This window comes from Pseudomonas syringae pv. coryli str. NCPPB 4273, assembly GCF_000972175.1.
Classification (GTDB): domain Bacteria; phylum Pseudomonadota; class Gammaproteobacteria; order Pseudomonadales; family Pseudomonadaceae; genus Aquipseudomonas; species Aquipseudomonas syringae.
On record NZ_AWQP01000066.1, the window covers coordinates 73165 to 88722 of the forward strand.

At 61.2% G+C, this 15558-nt stretch carries 17 protein-coding genes; 8 read left to right on the forward strand and 9 right to left on the reverse strand.

Features of this window, described 5'->3' with window-relative positions:
* Positions 1–135 precede the first annotated feature (135 nt).
* Positions 136–1335: an MFS transporter gene (locus tag P406_RS23280; RefSeq protein WP_046237493.1), complete on the forward strand. Its 1200-nt coding sequence runs from the start codon at positions 136–138 to the stop codon at positions 1333–1335.
* A 222-nt stretch (positions 1336–1557) separates the two neighbouring features.
* On the opposite strand, the gene arfB is transcribed toward P406_RS23280, so the two are convergent.
* The 8 genes from arfB to P406_RS23320 form a co-directional block, all read right to left on the reverse strand.
* Positions 1558–1971, reverse strand: coding sequence for an alternative ribosome rescue aminoacyl-tRNA hydrolase ArfB (gene arfB / locus P406_RS23285; protein ID WP_003314723.1), 414 nt, complete (start codon positions 1969–1971; stop codon positions 1558–1560).
* Between the two features lie 31 nt (positions 1972–2002).
* Complete coding sequence (locus P406_RS23290) at positions 2003–3412, reverse strand: amino acid permease (RefSeq protein ID WP_004412828.1); 1410 nt, start codon at positions 3410–3412, stop codon at positions 2003–2005.
* A 271-nt stretch (positions 3413–3683) separates the two neighbouring features.
* Complete coding sequence (rluB, locus tag P406_RS23295) at positions 3684–4913, reverse strand: 23S rRNA pseudouridine(2605) synthase RluB (RefSeq protein ID WP_003314721.1); 1230 nt, start codon at positions 4911–4913, stop codon at positions 3684–3686.
* A gap of 184 nt (positions 4914–5097) precedes the next feature.
* Entirely contained in the window at positions 5098–5289 is a 192-nt protein-coding gene (locus tag P406_RS23300; RefSeq protein WP_003314720.1) for a DUF1289 domain-containing protein, read from the reverse strand.
* Between the two features lie 304 nt (positions 5290–5593).
* On the reverse strand, positions 5594–6361 hold the full coding sequence (scpB, locus tag P406_RS23305) for an SMC-Scp complex subunit ScpB (protein ID WP_004412831.1): 768 nt from the start codon (positions 6359–6361) through the stop codon (positions 5594–5596).
* Between the two features lie 15 nt (positions 6362–6376).
* Complete coding sequence (locus P406_RS23310) at positions 6377–7195, reverse strand: segregation and condensation protein A (RefSeq protein ID WP_003314716.1); 819 nt, start codon at positions 7193–7195, stop codon at positions 6377–6379.
* The gene (locus P406_RS23315) at positions 7195–7824 is read right to left on the reverse strand and encodes an L-threonylcarbamoyladenylate synthase (RefSeq protein WP_003404133.1); all 630 of its coding nucleotides are present in this window, start codon (positions 7822–7824) and stop codon (positions 7195–7197) included. Before P406_RS23315 ends, P406_RS23310 begins: the two co-directional genes overlap by 1 nt.
* Positions 7825–7837: 13 nt before the next feature.
* Complete coding sequence (locus P406_RS23320) at positions 7838–8701, reverse strand: PHP domain-containing protein (protein WP_004411103.1); 864 nt, start codon at positions 8699–8701, stop codon at positions 7838–7840.
* A gap of 65 nt (positions 8702–8766) precedes the next feature.
* On the opposite strand from P406_RS23320, the gene P406_RS23325 reads away from it, so the two are divergent.
* The 6 genes from P406_RS23325 (at position 8767) to P406_RS23350 (ending at position 12994) form a co-directional block, all read left to right on the forward strand.
* On the forward strand, positions 8767–9363 hold the full coding sequence (locus P406_RS23325; RefSeq protein ID WP_004411104.1) for a septation protein A: 597 nt from the start codon (positions 8767–8769) through the stop codon (positions 9361–9363).
* A 1-nt stretch (position 9364) separates the two neighbouring features.
* Positions 9365–9664, forward strand: a complete 300-nt coding sequence (locus P406_RS23330; protein WP_046237494.1) for a YciI family protein — start codon at positions 9365–9367, stop codon at positions 9662–9664.
* Between the two features lie 143 nt (positions 9665–9807).
* Positions 9808–10221, forward strand: coding sequence for an SH3 domain-containing protein (locus P406_RS23335; protein ID WP_046237495.1), 414 nt, complete (start codon positions 9808–9810; stop codon positions 10219–10221).
* A gap of 7 nt (positions 10222–10228) precedes the next feature.
* Positions 10229–10906 carry a response regulator transcription factor gene (locus P406_RS23340; protein WP_003424789.1) on the forward strand — a complete coding sequence of 226 codons (678 nt, stop codon included), beginning with the start codon at positions 10229–10231 and terminating at the stop codon, positions 10904–10906.
* Between the two features lie 172 nt (positions 10907–11078).
* On the forward strand, positions 11079–11558 hold the full coding sequence (locus P406_RS23345; RefSeq protein WP_004411108.1) for a hypothetical protein: 480 nt from the start codon (positions 11079–11081) through the stop codon (positions 11556–11558).
* Positions 11559–11644: 86 nt separating this feature from the next.
* A complete protein-coding gene (locus P406_RS23350; RefSeq protein WP_046237496.1) occupies positions 11645–12994 on the forward strand; it encodes a sensor histidine kinase in 1350 nt (449 codons plus the stop codon).
* Here P406_RS23350 and P406_RS23355 read toward each other — a convergent pair whose 3' ends face one another.
* On the reverse strand, positions 12995–13555 hold the full coding sequence (locus tag P406_RS23355; protein WP_004411117.1) for a nitroreductase family protein: 561 nt from the start codon (positions 13553–13555) through the stop codon (positions 12995–12997).
* 173 nt (positions 13556–13728) lie between these two features.
* Between P406_RS23355 and P406_RS23360 the strand changes: the two genes are divergently transcribed.
* A complete protein-coding gene (locus tag P406_RS23360) occupies positions 13729–15183 on the forward strand; it encodes a TrkH family potassium uptake protein (protein WP_003369828.1) in 1455 nt (484 codons plus the stop codon).
* Positions 15184–15558 lie beyond the last annotated feature (375 nt).

The window sequence follows — 15558 nt, forward strand, 5'->3', positions numbered from 1 at the left end:
CCATTCAGGTTTATTTCAATCTGTTGCACCTGCATCGCCCGATGCATCGGTATGATAAGCACTTCGAGAGCTTGCTAAGGGTTTTTTCCCCGCCCGCTCGAATGCCATGCCCGCAAAAGAACGAAAGCCCGCCCCATGTCCGAGACACAGCAAAACACACCACAAACCCCGATGGCCGTTACCCTGACCGTCGTGTCCATCGTGATGTTCACCTTTATCGGCTACCTGAACATCGGCATTCCCCTCGCCGTTCTGCCCGGCTATGTCCACAGTGATCTGGGCTTCGGTGCAGTCATCGCCGGGCTGGTCATCAGCGTGCAATACCTGGCCACGCTGATCAGTCGGCCCTGGTCGAGTCGCATCATCGACAATCTGGGCAGCAAGAAAGCTGTGCAGATCGGGCTGACCGGTTGCGGGCTGAGCGGTGTGTTCATGCTGGTGCCGGTGTGGCTGGACAGCTGGCCGATGGCGAGCCTGGTGATTCTGCTGATTGGCCGGGTGATCCTCGGTGCCGCGGAAAGCCTGGTCGGTTCTGGATCGATTGGCTGGGGCATCGGCCGGGTCGGCGCGCAGAACACCGCCAAGGTCATTTCCTGGAATGGCATCGCCAGCTACGGCGCGCTGGCCATCGGTGCGCCACTGGGTGTGTGGATGGTCGACGAACTCGGCCTGTGGACAGTGGGTGTGAGCATCATGCTGCTGTGCGCGCTGGGGCTCTACCTGACGTGGCACAAAGAGCCCGCGCCGATCGTGCAGGGTGAGCGACTGCCGTTCATGCATGTGCTGGGACGAGTGTTTCCGCATGGCATGGGCCTGGCGTTGGGCGGTATCGGCTTCGGGACTATCGCGACGTTCATCACCCTGTATTACGCCAGCAACCACTGGCCGAGCGCTGCACTGTGCCTGACGCTGTTTGGTGGCAGCTTCATCGCCGCGCGTCTGCTGTTCGGCAGTCTGATCAATCGCCTGGGCGGCTTTCGAGTGGCGATTGTCTGTATGTCCGTGGAAAGCCTGGGGCTCTTGCTGCTGTGGCTTGCGCCCACTCCGGACCTGGCACTGGCTGGCGCGGCGCTGACCGGTTTCGGCTTTTCGCTGGTGTTCCCGGCGCTGGGCGTGGAAGCGGTCAATCTGGTCCCGGCGTCAAGCCGAGGCGCGGCAGTCGGCGCCTACTCGCTGTTCATCGACCTGTCACTGGGCATCACCGGCCCACTGGCAGGCGCCATTGCCGCCGGCTTCGGCTTCGTCTCGATCTTCCTGTTCGCGGCACTCGCGTCGCTCACTGGGCTGGCGTTGAGCGTTTATCTGTACAAGCAGGCGCAGGTGCTGCGCCCGTGACGCCTGCTCCCTATCGTTCCCACGCTCCAGCGTGGTAACGCCGTTCTGGACGCTCTGCGTCCGATCTTGAGTGTGCGGTGCGGCGCAGATCTGTGACGCAGAGCGTCACCCAAGGCATTCCCACGCTGTGGCGTGAGGAACGATAATCTCAACTATCGTGCGACGCTCCGCAGGTCATTATTCCCACGCTGGAGCGTGGGGAGCGATGATCTCAACGTACGCTCAGAAATCCACTTTCCCGCGTCCGGCCTTGATCGAGCCGCGTTTGCTCTTGGACTCCAGGCGTCGGGTCTTGGAGCCTAGGGTCGGGCGGGTCGGGCGGCGTTTCTTTTCGACCTTGGCCGCGTTGACGATCAGCTCACTCAGGCGCAGCAAGGCATCGGCACGGTTCTGCTCCTGGGTCCGATACTGCTGAGCCTTGAGCACGATCACGCCGTCGCTGGTAATCCGGCTGTCACTCAACGCCAGCAGCCGTTCCTTGTAGAACGGCGGCAGCGACGAGGCGTTGATGTCGAAACGCAAATGCACGGCGCTGGAGACCTTGTTGACGTTCTGCCCACCCGCGCCCTGGGCACGGATAGCGGTCAACTCGATCTCGGCGTCCGGCAGATGAACGTTGTTGGAAATCACCAGCATCGGGGTCTCTTCTTCTCGGAAACGGGCAAGGCTACTTGCCAGACTGGGCAGACACGACAACGCTACGCCTGTTCTTGGCCCGGTAACAGACCCACATCACCGCCAGCCACACCGGTATCGCATAGACCGATATACGGATGCCGGGGATCATCAGCATAATGCCGAGGATAAACACCACAAAGGCCAGGCAGACATAGTTGCCATACGGATACCACAGCGCCTTGAACAGCGGCACTTGGGCGGTGCGGTTCATATGCTGACGGAATTTCAGGTGCGAGTAGCTGATCATCGCCCAGTTGATCACCAGCGTGGCCACCACCAGCGACATCAACAGTTCCAGCGCCTGCTGCGGCACGAAATAGTTGAGCAGCACCGCGACCAGTGTCACGGCGGCAGAAGCAAAGATCGCCTTGACCGGCACCCCGCGTTTGTCGACCTGGGCCAGCGCCTTGGGCGCATCACCCTGCTCGGCCATGCCCACCAGCATGCGGCTGTTGCAGTAGGTGCCGCTGTTGTACACCGACAGCGCTGCCGTCAGCACCACGAAGTTGAGGATGTGCGCCGCCGTGTCGCTGCCGAGCATCGAGAACACCTGCACGAACGGGCTGCCGCTGTAGGAATCGCCAGACGCATTGAGGCTGGCCAGCAGGCTGTCCCAGGGCGTCAGCGACAACAGCACCACCAGTGCGCCGATGTAGAAAATCAGGATGCGGTAGATGACCTGGTTGATCGCCTTGGGAATTACGGTCTTCGGTTGTTCGGCTTCGGCAGCGGTGAAACCGAGCATCTCCAGGCCGCCGAAGGAGAACATGATGATTGCCAGCGCCATCACCAAACCGCTGACCCCATTGGGAAAGAACCCGCCATGCTCCCAGAGGTTGCTGACCGAGGCCTGCGGGCCGCCGCTGCCACTGACCAGCATGTAACTGCCCAGGGCAATCATGCCGATGATCGCCACCACCTTGATGATCGCGAACCAGAACTCGGTCTCGCCGAAGACCTTGACGTTGGTCAGGTTGATGGCATTGATCAGCACGAAGAAGGCTGCCGCGGACACCCAGCCCGGGATGTCCGGCAACCAGTAATGAATATATTTGCCGACGGCGGTCAGTTCGGACATGCCGACCAGGATGTACAGCAGCCAGCAATTCCAGCCCGACAGGAACCCGGCGAAACCGCCCCAGTAGTTGTGGGCGAAGTGGCTGAATGAACCGGCGACCGGCTCTTCGACAATCATCTCGCCTAGTTGGCGCATAATCATGAAAGCGATGAAGCCACAGATGGCATAACCGAGAATCATCGACGGCCCGGCTGATTTCAGCACGCCCGCCGAACCGAGAAACAGGCCCGTCCCGATGGCACCGCCCAAGGCGATCAACTGGATGTGTCGATTCTTCAGGCCACGTTTCAGTTCGCCCGAGGGTGAGGTTGTTTCACTCATTCAATAGCCACCTGATCGATCTTGTTCTGTGACGGAATAGAACCTGCTGCGCTCGTGGCGCAACAGAATTGCAGCGTTCGAGGCGGATGGCCCGGAGCGTTGAACAGCACTGTTTCACAGAAAAAAGCGCAGCATTGTACACGTGCATCCCGGCTGAGGTTCAAAACAGGGAGGTCGAGGTGCGCCGGCTGTGTGACAGCGCTTTTCAGAGCGCCGAAAACGACAACGCCAGCCCTGTGGACTGGCGCTGCCATTCATTCACACCGTGCGATCACTCAGGCTTGCGACGACCGAAGCCCGGACGCTGACCTGAACCTGCCGGTGGGCCACGACGCTTGCCTGACGGCGCATCATCGTTGACCAGCTTGATGCCGACACGCTTCGGACCCGGCTTGGCCGGACGCTTGTTCATGTCGCTCGGACGCTCGGCGACCGGTGTGCCACGGCTGTTGTCGGCCGGACGCGGCGCGCGTGAACCGGGCTTGCCCGAATCCTTGCGCGGCGAAGGACGCTGAGTCGAATCGCCACCGCGCGGACGATCACGCTCGCTGCCGGTGATCTGCGGCTGACGCGGTGCGCGCTCGCCGCCGGTCGCCGGAGCACCAGCCGCAGGACGCAAGGTGCGAACGCGCTCGCCTTTGCCCAGAGGGCGCGACGATTGACGCTGCAGACGCTCCATCTTGTCCTTGGTCTTGGCATTCATCTGCGGCTGGGCCACAGGCTGCAGACCGACTTCGGCTGCCAGAATGTCGACTTCGTACTGGCTCATTTCGCGCCAGCGGCCCATCGGCAGGTCGGAGTTGAGGAACACCGGTCCGTAACGCACGCGCTTCAGGCGGCTGACCACCAGCCCCTGGGATTCCCAGAGACGACGCACTTCGCGGTTACGGCCTTCCATCACCACGCAGTGATACCAGTGGTTGAAGCCTTCGCCGCCCGGTGCCTGCTGGATATCGGTGAAGCGTGCAGGACCGTCTTCGAGAATCACACCGTTCTTGAGGCGCAGCAACATGTCGTCATCGACTTCGCCACGCACACGAACCGCGTATTCACGGTCCATTTCAAACGACGGGTGCATCAGGCGGTTGGCGAGTTCACCGTCGGTGGTGAACATCAGCAGGCCGGTGGTGTTGATGTCGAGACGACCGATGTTGATCCAGCGGCCTTCTTTCGGACGCGGCAGACGATCGAACACGGTCGGACGGCCTTCAGGGTCGTCACGGGTGCAGATTTCACCATCGGGCTTGTTGTACATGATGACGCGGCGGACCGTTTCGGCCGCTTCTTCGCGCTTGATGACGCGACCATCGACACTGATGGCGTCATGCAGGTCGACGCGTTGACCGAGGGTCGCGTCCTTGCCGTTGACCTTGATACGGCCTTGGGTAATCCAGGCTTCCACGTCACGGCGTGAACCCACGCCAATGCGCGCCAGAACCTTCTGCAGCTTTTCGCCTGCGGGTCCGATTTCCTGGCTGTCCTGCTTGTCTTTTTCACTCATCTGGGCACCTCCCGGTGTGTCGAATCAGGGCTGGCCGAGAAACGGCAAGACCTGTGCCCGGCGCGCTGTGGATAGCGGCAGGGCGAAATACTTGAAAGCCCAGGCGACACTTGATCGCCGAGGGTCGGCCATCATACGCCCCTGCGCTGGTTTACGCATCCGGCGTCAACGGCAAATGCCCGAATCACTTCTTCTTTTTGCGACCGGCGGTCTTGAGCTTCGCCAGCCGCTTGGCAGACTCATCGAGCACCGTGCGCTTGTCGTCCTTGTCGAGCTTCTTCCAGGACTTGATTTCGCGCTTGCTGCGGCCGCATCCCAGGCAAATGTCATCATCGAACTTGCACAGGCTGATGCAGGGGTTCTTGGTCGAACTCATGGGCAGCGAATCTCATGGCGAGTGGTATCAGATGTGACCCTGGGCTGGCGCATGAATTCGACCGGAGTGCGCGGAACGTTGGCACGACAGTTCTGATTATCGTTCCGCATGCTCCAGGACGAGGTATCAAGAGGACGCAGAGCGCTCATGGCTAGATACAGGTCTTGTGGGAGCGAGCTTGCTCGCGAAAGGGCCCGTACAGAATCCGAAAATAGCAAGCCTGCACCATCGCCTTCGCGAGCAAGCTCGCTCCCACGAGGCTTGTGTATCACGCTGAACGCTTCAGCGTGGGAGCGCTAGTCAATCAGACCTCATCGTCGCCTTTGCCGTCTTCAGGCTCAGGCTCCGTACGCAGCAGGTCGTCAAAGTCGGTCTTGAGGCCCTGCTCCATCGAGTCCAGTTCCACCAGCAGGCTGCGGAAGCTGGTTTCGTCACGCGGCGCTTCGGGCTCTGCGTCCGGGTCGAGGCTGGCGTCGGCCAAGGCTTGCAGGTGCGCAGGCACCGGCGCTTCTTCGAAATCCAGCACCGGCTCGGTTTCCATCTCGCGCAGGTCGGCCAGCGGCGGCAGTTCGTCGAGGCTTTTCAGGTTGAAGTGGTCGAGAAAGCCTTTGGTGGTCGCGAACATGGCCGGTTTGCCGGGCACATCACGGTAGCCCACCACGCGAATCCACTCGCGCTCAAGCAGGGTCTTGACGATGTGGCTGTTGACCGCGACACCGCGCACATCCTCGATCTCGCCCCGCGTGATCGGCTGGCGGTAGGCGATCAGCGCGAGGGTTTCCAGCATGGCCCGGGAGTAACGCTGCGGCCGTTCTTCCCACAACCGCCCGACCCACGGCGAAAAGCGGTCACGGATCTGCAGGCGATAACCCGACGCCACCTCCTTGAGCTCGAAAGCGCGCCCCTCACATGACTTGCGCAATACCTCGAGTGCCTTTTTGAACACCGGGGGTTCAGGGCGCTCGCCTTCCTCGAACAACTCATACAGGCGCTCCAGCGTCTGCGGTTTTCCGGAGGCCAGCAGAAATGCTTCAAGCAGCGGGGCCAGTTCGCGAGGTTCATTGAGGTTCATGAATGTGTTTTAGCTCTACTCGGCTCGCGCCCGGACATGGATCGCCGCAAAGGGCTCGTTTTGGACCAGCTCGACAAGTGACTCCTTGACCAGTTCAAGCACCGCCATAAACGTCACGACCACACCCAGACGCCCTTCTTCGGCGGTAAACAGCTCGGCGAACGGCACAAAACCGCCGCCCTTGAGACGTTCCAGCACATCGCTCATGCGCTCGCGGGTGGACAGTGCCTCGCGGCTGACCTGGTGGCTTTCGAACATGTCGCCGCGGTGCAGCACTTCGGCCATCGACATCAGCACTTCTTCGAGGCTGACATCCGGCAGCAACTTGCGTGCACGGGCTTCGGGAGCGTCCAGTTTCGGCACGATGACATCGCGGCCTACACGGCTCAGGCCATCAATGCCCTCGGCGGCGGCCTTGAAGCGCTCGTATTCCTGCAAGCGGCGAATCAGCTCGGCGCGCGGATCACCCTCTTCCTCTTCGACTTCCGCCGAGCGCGGCAACAGCATGCGCGATTTGATCTCGGCCAGCATGGCGGCCATGACAAGATACTCGGCAGCCAGCTCCAGGCGCACGGTTTTCATCAGCTCGACGTAACCCATGTACTGCTTGGTGATCTCGGCCACGGGAATATCGAGGATGTCGATGTTCTGTTTGCGGATCAGGTACAGCAGCAGGTCGAGCGGCCCTTCGAACGCTTCGAGAAAAACCTCCAACGCATCGGGCGGGATGTACAGGTCCAGCGGCATCTGCGTGACAGCACGCCCGTAGACCAGCGCGAACGGCAGCTCTTGCTGGGCGTCGGCCTGGCTGTCGACTGCCTCGACGGCTGTCATCAGGCGCGTTCACCGAAAGGCGTCGGATCACCACAGCCGACCCGAACGATCTGGGGTTCACCCTCAGCCAGGTTAATGACCGTGGACGCCGAAATACCGCCGATCCCGCCATCGATGATCAGGTCGACCTGATGCTCGAGAACCTGACGCATCTCATAGGGATCGCTGAGCGGCACGCTGTCGCCCGGCATGATCAGGCTGACGCTCATCAGCGGCTCGCCCAATTGCTCCAGCAGGGCCTGGGCGATGGGATGACTTGGCACGCGCAGGCCGATGGTGCGGCGCTTGGGGTGCAGCACCAGACGCGGCACCTCGCGGGTGGCGTTGAGAATGAAGGTGTACGGCCCTGGCGTGTGCGCCTTCAGCGCACGGAACGCGCCGGTGTCGACCTTGGCAAACAGCCCCAGTTGCGACAGATCGCAGCACATCAGGGTGAAGTTGTGCTTGTCGTCCAGCTGGCGCAGGCGGCGGATACGCTCGATGGCGCTCTTGTCACCGATCTGGCAACCCAGTGCATAGGACGAATCTGTCGGGTACACAACCAGCCCGCCGGCCTTGATGATTTCAGCGGCCTGTTTGATCAGGCGCGGCTGCGGGTTTTCCGGATGGACCTGGAAAAATTGACTCACGATTACTTCCTGTTCAGACGGAGGCAGTAGGCTGTTCATGTTTGAATCTGCACCACAAAGGCGGTAGATCTTCAGGCACGGGGCGATAAGTGCCGATCTCGCCCCAGGTGCCAGGACCGTGGAAGTCGCTGCCGGCAGAAACCAGCAGACCGAACTCGCGTGCAAGGATGGCCAGGGTGCCGACCTGATCGGCAGGCTGCATGCCATTGACCACTTCTATGGCGTGCCCACCAGCCTGGACGAAATCGCCGACCAGTTTACGCCGTTTACTGCGGGTAAAGTCATAATGTGAAGGATGCGCGAGGCTGACCCATGCACCCGACGCCCGCAAGGTGGCGACCGTGTCCTCCAGCGTTGGCCAGTGCTGCTTCACATCGCCCAGTTTGCCCGCGCCCAGCCATTTGCGAAATGCCTCGGCGCGATCCTTGACGAAACCCGAGCGCACCATGAAGTCGGCAAAGTGCGGACGCGCAGGCGCATTACCGCTGTCACCCAGTTCCTGCTGAATCGCGCGAGCGCCTTCCAGCGCCCCAGGCATACCTTTGATCGCCAATTTACGGCTGATTTCTTCCGCACGCAGCCAGCGGCCCTCATGCAAACGGCTGATGGCTTCGGTCAGCGCCGGGGCCTGGGTATCGAATCCGTAACCCAGAATATGGATGGTCGCGCCGCCCCAGGTGCACGACAGCTCCACCCCGTTGACCAGTTGCATACCCAATGAATGCGCCGCCGCACGGGCCTCTTCAAGCCCTTCAAGGGTGTCGTGGTCGGTCAGCGAAAGGACGCGCACGCCGTTTTCATGAGCACGCGCAACCAGTGCCGTGGGCGAGAGCGCCCCGTCGGAAGCGGTGCTGTGGCAGTGCAGGTCTACATTCATAGTGATGCTTTCGTGTTCATTGATGTTTGTTATTATGCCGCCACATCCTGCTTCTGGCTGCCATTGTGAAACAATTCATCGACTTCATCCCGCTGCTGCTGTTCTTCATCGTTTACAAAACCGAGCCGCGTGCCGTGGATATCCTCGGCAATACCTATATGGTAGGCGGCATTTTCAGTGCAACGGCGATGCTGATCATCAGTTCGGTGGTGGTCTACGGCATTCTCTACGTCAAACAGCGCAAGCTGGAAAAAAGCCAGTGGCTCACCCTGGTGGCGTGCCTGGTGTTCGGCAGCCTGACCCTGGCCTTCCACAGCGAAACCTTCCTGAAATGGAAAGCACCGGTGGTCAACTGGCTGTTTGCCGTCGCCTTCGCCGGCAGTCATTTCATCGGCGACCGCCCGCTTATCCAGCGCATCATGGGTCATGCACTGACCCTGCCGGCGGCGATCTGGACCCGGCTCAACATCGCCTGGATCATATTCTTCCTGTTCTGTGGCGCAGCCAACCTGTATGTGGCCTTCACTTATCAGGAATTCTGGGTCGACTTCAAAGTATTCGGCAGCCTGGGCATGACCCTGATCTTCCTGGTCGGCCAGGGGATCTACCTGTCACGCCACCTGCACGACGCCGCTCCCAATACGACCAAATCCGAGGACTGACATGCTCTACGCAATCATCGCCACCGACGTCGAAAAATCGCTGGAAAAACGCCTCAGCGTTCGCCCGGCACACCTGGAGCGCCTCAACGCACTCAAGGATGAAGGCCGTCTGGTGCTGGCCGGTCCACACCCGGCAGTCGACAGCAACGACCCCGGCGCTGCCGGTTTCAGCGGCAGCCTGATCGTTGCCGAGTTCGAATCGCAGAGCGCCGCCAAGGCGTGGGCCGAAGCCGATCCGTTCGTGGCCGCAGGCGTCTACGCCAACGTCGTGGTCAAGCCGTTCAAGCAAGTCCTGCCCTGATTCCCGCTCCCCGATAGCATCTGCATGCCCTGCTTCCACTGAAGCAGGGCAGTGCCGCCTCGCCCCTCACTCATCATTCCCGCTTGCCTGCCGATAACCCGCTCAATGTGCGAATTTACACGGCTTGGTAAAAGGGAGTTCAGATGCGTTCAGCGATGTGGTGTCTGTTGGCGATATTGATGGCGGCAAGTGTGCAGGTAAACGCCGAGGCGGTCAGCGAAGGTGGCGCAGTACAGCCTTTGCATCAGCCCGGCGCCGCCAGCCAGATGGCCGACCTCCAGTTGCGCCTCAAGGACAGCGAGCGGCAGCGCGAAGAATTGACCCGGCAGTTGCAGAACGCCGATCCGGAACGCAACAACGCCTTGCTGACACGTTTGCGTCAGGAGAACCAAAAGCTCAAGTTGCAGCTCAAAGAAGCACTGTCCGCAGCGCCCCCGCGCCTGCTGACCGAGCAGCAACAATGGTTCATCGCAGGCGGTGGCGTTGCGATGTTCGCCCTTCTGTGCGGTATATTGGTCAGCGGTTGGCGTAGGCAACGTCGGCAGTGGCTAAATTGAGTGAGTCATGAGCGAGCTGTTACTAATTGATGATGATCAGGAGCTGTGCGAACTGCTGAGCAGTTGGCTGAGCCAGGAAGGCTTTCAGGTGCGCGCCTGTCACGACGGGACCAGCGCGCGTCAGGCATTGGCCGACGCCGCACCCGCTGCCGTGGTGCTGGACGTGATGCTGCCCGATGGCAGCGGTCTGGAGTTGCTCAAGCAATTACGTGCCGACCACCCCGACCTGCCGGTGGTCATGCTCTCCGCACGCGGCGAGCCACTGGACCGCATTCTGGGTCTGGAGCTGGGCGCTGACGATTACCTGGCAAAACCCTGCGACCCTCGCGAACTCACTGCGCGCCTGCGCGCCGTGCTGCGCCGCAGTCACCCGGTAGCATCGTCCAGCCAGCTCGAACTGGGCGACCTGACCTTCAGCCCGATGCGCGGCGTGGTCAGTGTCGACGAAAAGGAGCTGACCCTCACGGTGTCCGAAAGCCGCTTGCTGGAAGCGCTGATGCGCCAGCCCGGCGAACCGCTGGACAAGCAGGAACTGGCACAACTGGCCCTGGGCCGCAAACTGACCCTGTACGACCGCAGTCTGGACATGCACGTCAGCAACCTGCGCAAGAAAATCGGCCCGCATTCCGACGGCCGCCCGCGCATCGTCGCACTGCGCAGCCGCGGCTATTACTACGCGCTTTGAGCCGCTTGACGCGGCAAGTCGAAAGCCCAGCGCTTCTGGCGTGTAGCCTTAAGCTGACAACTTGCAACGGTCTCCTTACACAAGCTTTACCAAGCGTTGACTGCGCTTGACCTTGATCTCCCTAAACTGGGCTCATCGGCATCGAGCCGCACTAGAGACAAGGAGATACACAATGCGCAAGACCCTGATCGCTTTGATGTTTGCCACTGCCCTGCCGACCATTGCCATGGCCGCACCACCAGCGCCACCTGCCGGTGGCCCGGATGCTGACGGACCTGCCATGCACATGGATCGCGATGACCGCGGCCCAGGCCCACGTATGGATCGCGGCCCTGGCCCGATGGGACCGATGGCTGAGCTGGACCTGACACGTGAACAGCGTCAGCAGATCGAACGCTTGATGCGCGAGCAAAAGCATGAGCGCCGCGAAATCACTCAAAGCTACCTGGAAAAAATGCCTGCTGCCGACCAGAAAGCAATGCACGACGAAATCGAAGCCAAACGCTCCAAGACCGACAGCGAAGTTCGTGCACTGCTGAGGCCTGACCAGCAGAAGCTGTTTGACGAAATCAAGAAGAAAGAAGATGAGCGTCGCGCCGAATGGGCCGAGTTCAAGGCCTGGAAAGCGGCAAAAGCAGCAAAAACGCTGTAACCATCAGGCCTCGCGGCCCGGTGCGCTGAACACAACCCGGCATGCACGCGCATGCCGGGCTTTTTTACTGAGACCGAGGAAATCCCGTGCGTTCATTGTTCTGGCGAATCCTGGCCAGCTTTTGGCTGGCCATCGCTCTGGTAGGCGGCCTGTCGGTACTCATGGGGCATATGCTCAATCAGGATGCGTGGATCCTCAGTCGCCACCCGGTGCTCAACTCGTTGCCCGAACAGTGGACGCAGCGCTTCGAGGACAAGGGCGCGGATAACGCTCAGGAGTTTCTTCAGGACATAAAACGACGCAATCGTATCGACACGCAAGTGCTCAGCGACAGCGGCGAGCCCATGGTACGCGGTACGTTCCCGCCGCGCGCCGCAGCCCTGGAAGCACGGCAGCGGGAAGACGACGATCAGGGGCGCAAACTGCCCTGGCGCCGCCTGGCCACCGAGTACAGCAGCCCGAAGACCGGCGAAACCTACCTGTTCATCTACCGCGTTCCGCACCCGGAGCTCGACGAGTGGCATCGTCAGAGTCTGATGTGGCCATTGAGCGCGCTGGGCATTGCCCTGGTGGTGCTGACCCTGTTCAGCCTGTTCGTGACGCTGTCGATTACCCGACCGCTGAGTCGCCTGCGCGGGGCGGTGCACGATCTGGGGCAAACCAGCTATCAACAGCACAGCCTCGGACAGCTGGCCAACCGCCGTGACGAGTTCGGCGTGCTGGCCAAGGACTTCAACCGCATGGGTGCGCGCCTGCAAAGCCTGATTGGCAGTCAGCGCCAGTTGCTGCGCGATGTGTCTCATGAACTGCGCTCACCGCTGGCCCGGTTGCGCATTGCCCTGGCGCTGGCTGAACGTGCGGAGCCTGCCGAGCGTGAAAAGCTCTGGCCACGGCTGGGCCGTGAATGTGACCGGCTTGAGGCGTTGATCAGCGAGATTCTGGCCCTGGCACGCCTCGACGCCGAGCTTCGCGGCCCGGAGCCCGTCGACCTCGAAGCGCTGCTGCAGCGCCTGAAGAACGACACACAACTGGACGGTATCGATCAGAATATTCACATTGATGTGCAGGACAACCTGCAGTTCAAAGGCTGGCCGGACATGATCGAACGGGCGCTGGACAACCTGCTGCGCAACGCGCTGCGCTTCAACCCGAGCGGCCAGCGCATCGATCTGCAGGCAACTCAGGTCGGCGATCACATCCGTCTGAGCGTCCGCGATCATGGCCCAGGCGTTGCCGACGAACACCTGACGCAACTGGGCGAGCCGTTTTACCGCGCCCCCGGCCAGACCACGCCAGGTCACGGCCTGGGGCTGGCGATCGCCAAACGCGCAGCGGAACGACATGGCGGCACTCTGATGCTGGGCAATCACCCGGATGGCGGGTTTATCGCCACGCTGGATCTGCCCAGAGAGCCGCTCAGTTCATCGTCTGTCTGATCAGCCCTGCCACTCGCTGACAAACCCGCCCACATCGACTTTTGGCGCTTCGCGCGGCGGGTTCAGCGGGGTGCCCAGGTACAGAAAGCCGAGCACTTCTTCGCCGGCTTCAAGGCCGAAGCCCTTGGCGACCTGTGGCGCATAGGACAGCTCGCCAGTCCTCCAGACCGCACCGATACCCAGTGCATACGCTGCCAGCAACACGCCATGGGCGGCGCATCCGGCGGTGATCCGTTGTTCCGAGTGCGGGACTTTGAAGTGGTCCTGCAAGCGCGCGATCACGACCACCACCAAGGGTGCACGCAATGGTCCAAGACGGGCCTTTTCCAGCGCCTGCGGGGTCACTTCAGCGCCACTCTCCTGCAGCGCCTGCGCCAGCATCTCGCCCATGCGCTCACGGGCCGCGCCTTCGACCGTCAGAAAACGATAGGGCTTGAGCTGTCCATGATCCGGCGCGCGCAATGCGGCACCGAACAGGATTTCCCGCTGCGCAGCGTCCGGGGCCGGGTCGACCAGTCGTGGAACCGATACACGATTGAGCAAAACGTCGAGCGCCTGCATGGACTGTCTCCTTGAAAAGTGATCGGGCATTCTAGAGCCTGTTTAGCGTCAATAACGAGTGCGACGGACAATTCGTTACCTCTGCGCTTGCAGCCGGTCCTCGGCCGCACCGGTTTACATGACCTCAAGCGCAGGTAGAATGGCGCCTTTCCTCACACCAGCCAGAGCCTGTCATGTCGTTGCCGACCTTGCGTATCATCGGTTTCATTATCGGCATCTTCCTGATCACCCTGGCTGTCGCCATGATCGTGCCCATGGCCACGCTGGTCATCTACGACCGTTTCGAAGACCTGCGCGAGTTTCTCTGGGCCAGCGCCATCACCTTTATCGCCGGCCTGGCGTTGGTGGTGCCCGGACGCCCCGACAACGTTCAGTTGCGCCCGCGGGACATGTACATGCTGACCGTCTCCAGCTGGATCGTGGTGTGCATTTTCGCCGCCCTGCCCTTTCTGCTGACCCAGCACATCAGTTACACCGATTCGTTCTTCGAGAGCATGTCCGGCATCACGGCCACCGGTTCGACAGTACTCAGCAACCTGGACAGCATGTCGCCGGGCATTCTGATCTGGCGCTCAATGCTGCACTGGCTGGGCGGTATCGGCTTCATCGGTATGGCCGTGGCGATTCTGCCCCTGCTGCGCATCGGCGGCATGCGTCTGTTTCAGACCGAGTCCTCGGACCGCTCGGAAAAGGTCATGCCCCGCTCGCACATGGTGGCCAAGTTCATCGTGCTCGCCTATGTCGGCTTTACCGCGCTGGGCAGTCTGGCTTTCTGGGCGGCGGGCATGAGTCTGTTCGACGCGATCAACCATGCGATGTCGGCGATTTCCACCGGCGGGTTCTCCACTTCCGACCAGTCGCTGGCCAAATGGCCGCAACCGGCGGTGCACTGGGTGGCGATCGTGGTGATGATCCTCGGCAGCCTGCCCTTTACGCTGTATGTCGCGACATTGCGTGGCAACCGCAAGGCGTTGATCAAGGATGAGCAGGTTCAGGGGCTGATCGGGCTGCTGTTGATCACCTGGCTGGTCATGACGGTCTGGTACGCCAATACCACGGACCTGCCGTGGACCGAGGCATTGCGCCATGTAGCGCTGAACGTGACTTCGGTGGTGACGACGACGGGTTTTGCACTGGGTGACTACAGCCTGTGGGGCAATTTCTCGCTGATGCTGTTCTTTTATCTGGGCTTTATTGGCGGCTGTTCCGGATCGACAGCCGGCGGAGTGAAGATCTTCCGTTTTCAGGTGGCCTACATTCTGCTCAAGACCAACCTCAATCAACTGATCCATCCGCGCGCGGTGATGAAGCAGAAATACAATGGCCATAGGCTGGACGATGAGATCGTGCGTTCGATCCTGACCTTTTCGTTTTTCTTCACGATCACTATCTGTCTGATCGCGCTGATGCTGTCGCTGCTCGGGCTGGACTGGATGACGGCGCTGACCGGCGCTGCCAGTACGGTATCGGGTGTAGGGCCGGGGCTGGGTGAGGTCATCGGGCCGGCGGGCAATTTCTCTACCCTGCCGGATGCGGCCAAATGGATTCTGTCCGGCGGCATGCTGCTTGGCCGTCTGGAAATCATTACTGTGCTGGTGCTCTGTGTACCGGCATTCTGGCGGCATTGAGGCCTGCCTGGCAGAGGCCGCGGGTAAGGCTTTATCGTTCCCATGCTCCGCGTGGGAATGCAGTTCGTGACGCTCTGCGTCACACGGCGGTTTTGCGACTTCAGGTGAATTGGGGCTCGGCTCAGATTCTCGTTCCCGCGCTCCGCGTGGGAATGCAGTTCGTGACGCTCCGCGTCACACCGCGGCTCCGCGATGTCAGGTGGATTGGTGTTCGGCTCAGGTCACCTTTTCGCCCCTCGGCGAGTTACTTTGATGGGGCCAAAGTAACCAAAACCCCTGGCTCCGTTTCCGGCCCGACTTCGTCGGGTTCCTTCGCCCTGTCACTGATCCGGGGGTCGCCGCAACGCGCCATCCATGGCGCGGTGCGGCTAGCCC

Coding starts and splice junctions, on each gene's coding strand:
- P406_RS23280 (WP_046237493.1), top strand. CDS start 136: ATGTCCGAGACACAGCAAAACACACCACAAACCCCGATGGCCGTTACC.
- arfB (WP_003314723.1), bottom strand. CDS start 1,971: ATGCTGGTGATTTCCAACAACGTTCATCTGCCGGACGCCGAGATCGAG.
- P406_RS23290 (WP_004412828.1), bottom strand. CDS start 3,412: ATGAGTGAAACAACCTCACCCTCGGGCGAACTGAAACGTGGCCTGAAG.
- rluB (WP_003314721.1), bottom strand. CDS start 4,913: ATGAGTGAAAAAGACAAGCAGGACAGCCAGGAAATCGGACCCGCAGGC.
- P406_RS23300 (WP_003314720.1), bottom strand. CDS start 5,289: ATGAGTTCGACCAAGAACCCCTGCATCAGCCTGTGCAAGTTCGATGAT.
- scpB (WP_004412831.1), bottom strand. CDS start 6,361: ATGAACCTCAATGAACCTCGCGAACTGGCCCCGCTGCTTGAAGCATTT.
- P406_RS23310 (WP_003314716.1), bottom strand. CDS start 7,195: ATGACAGCCGTCGAGGCAGTCGACAGCCAGGCCGACGCCCAGCAAGAG.
- P406_RS23320 (WP_004411103.1), bottom strand. CDS start 8,701: ATGAATGTAGACCTGCACTGCCACAGCACCGCTTCCGACGGGGCGCTC.
- P406_RS23330 (WP_046237494.1), top strand. CDS start 9,365: ATGCTCTACGCAATCATCGCCACCGACGTCGAAAAATCGCTGGAAAAA.
- P406_RS23335 (WP_046237495.1), top strand. CDS start 9,808: ATGCGTTCAGCGATGTGGTGTCTGTTGGCGATATTGATGGCGGCAAGT.
- P406_RS23340 (WP_003424789.1), top strand. CDS start 10,229: ATGAGCGAGCTGTTACTAATTGATGATGATCAGGAGCTGTGCGAACTG.
- P406_RS23345 (WP_004411108.1), top strand. CDS start 11,079: ATGCGCAAGACCCTGATCGCTTTGATGTTTGCCACTGCCCTGCCGACC.
- P406_RS23355 (WP_004411117.1), bottom strand. CDS start 13,555: ATGCAGGCGCTCGACGTTTTGCTCAATCGTGTATCGGTTCCACGACTG.
- P406_RS23360 (WP_003369828.1), top strand. CDS start 13,729: ATGTCGTTGCCGACCTTGCGTATCATCGGTTTCATTATCGGCATCTTC.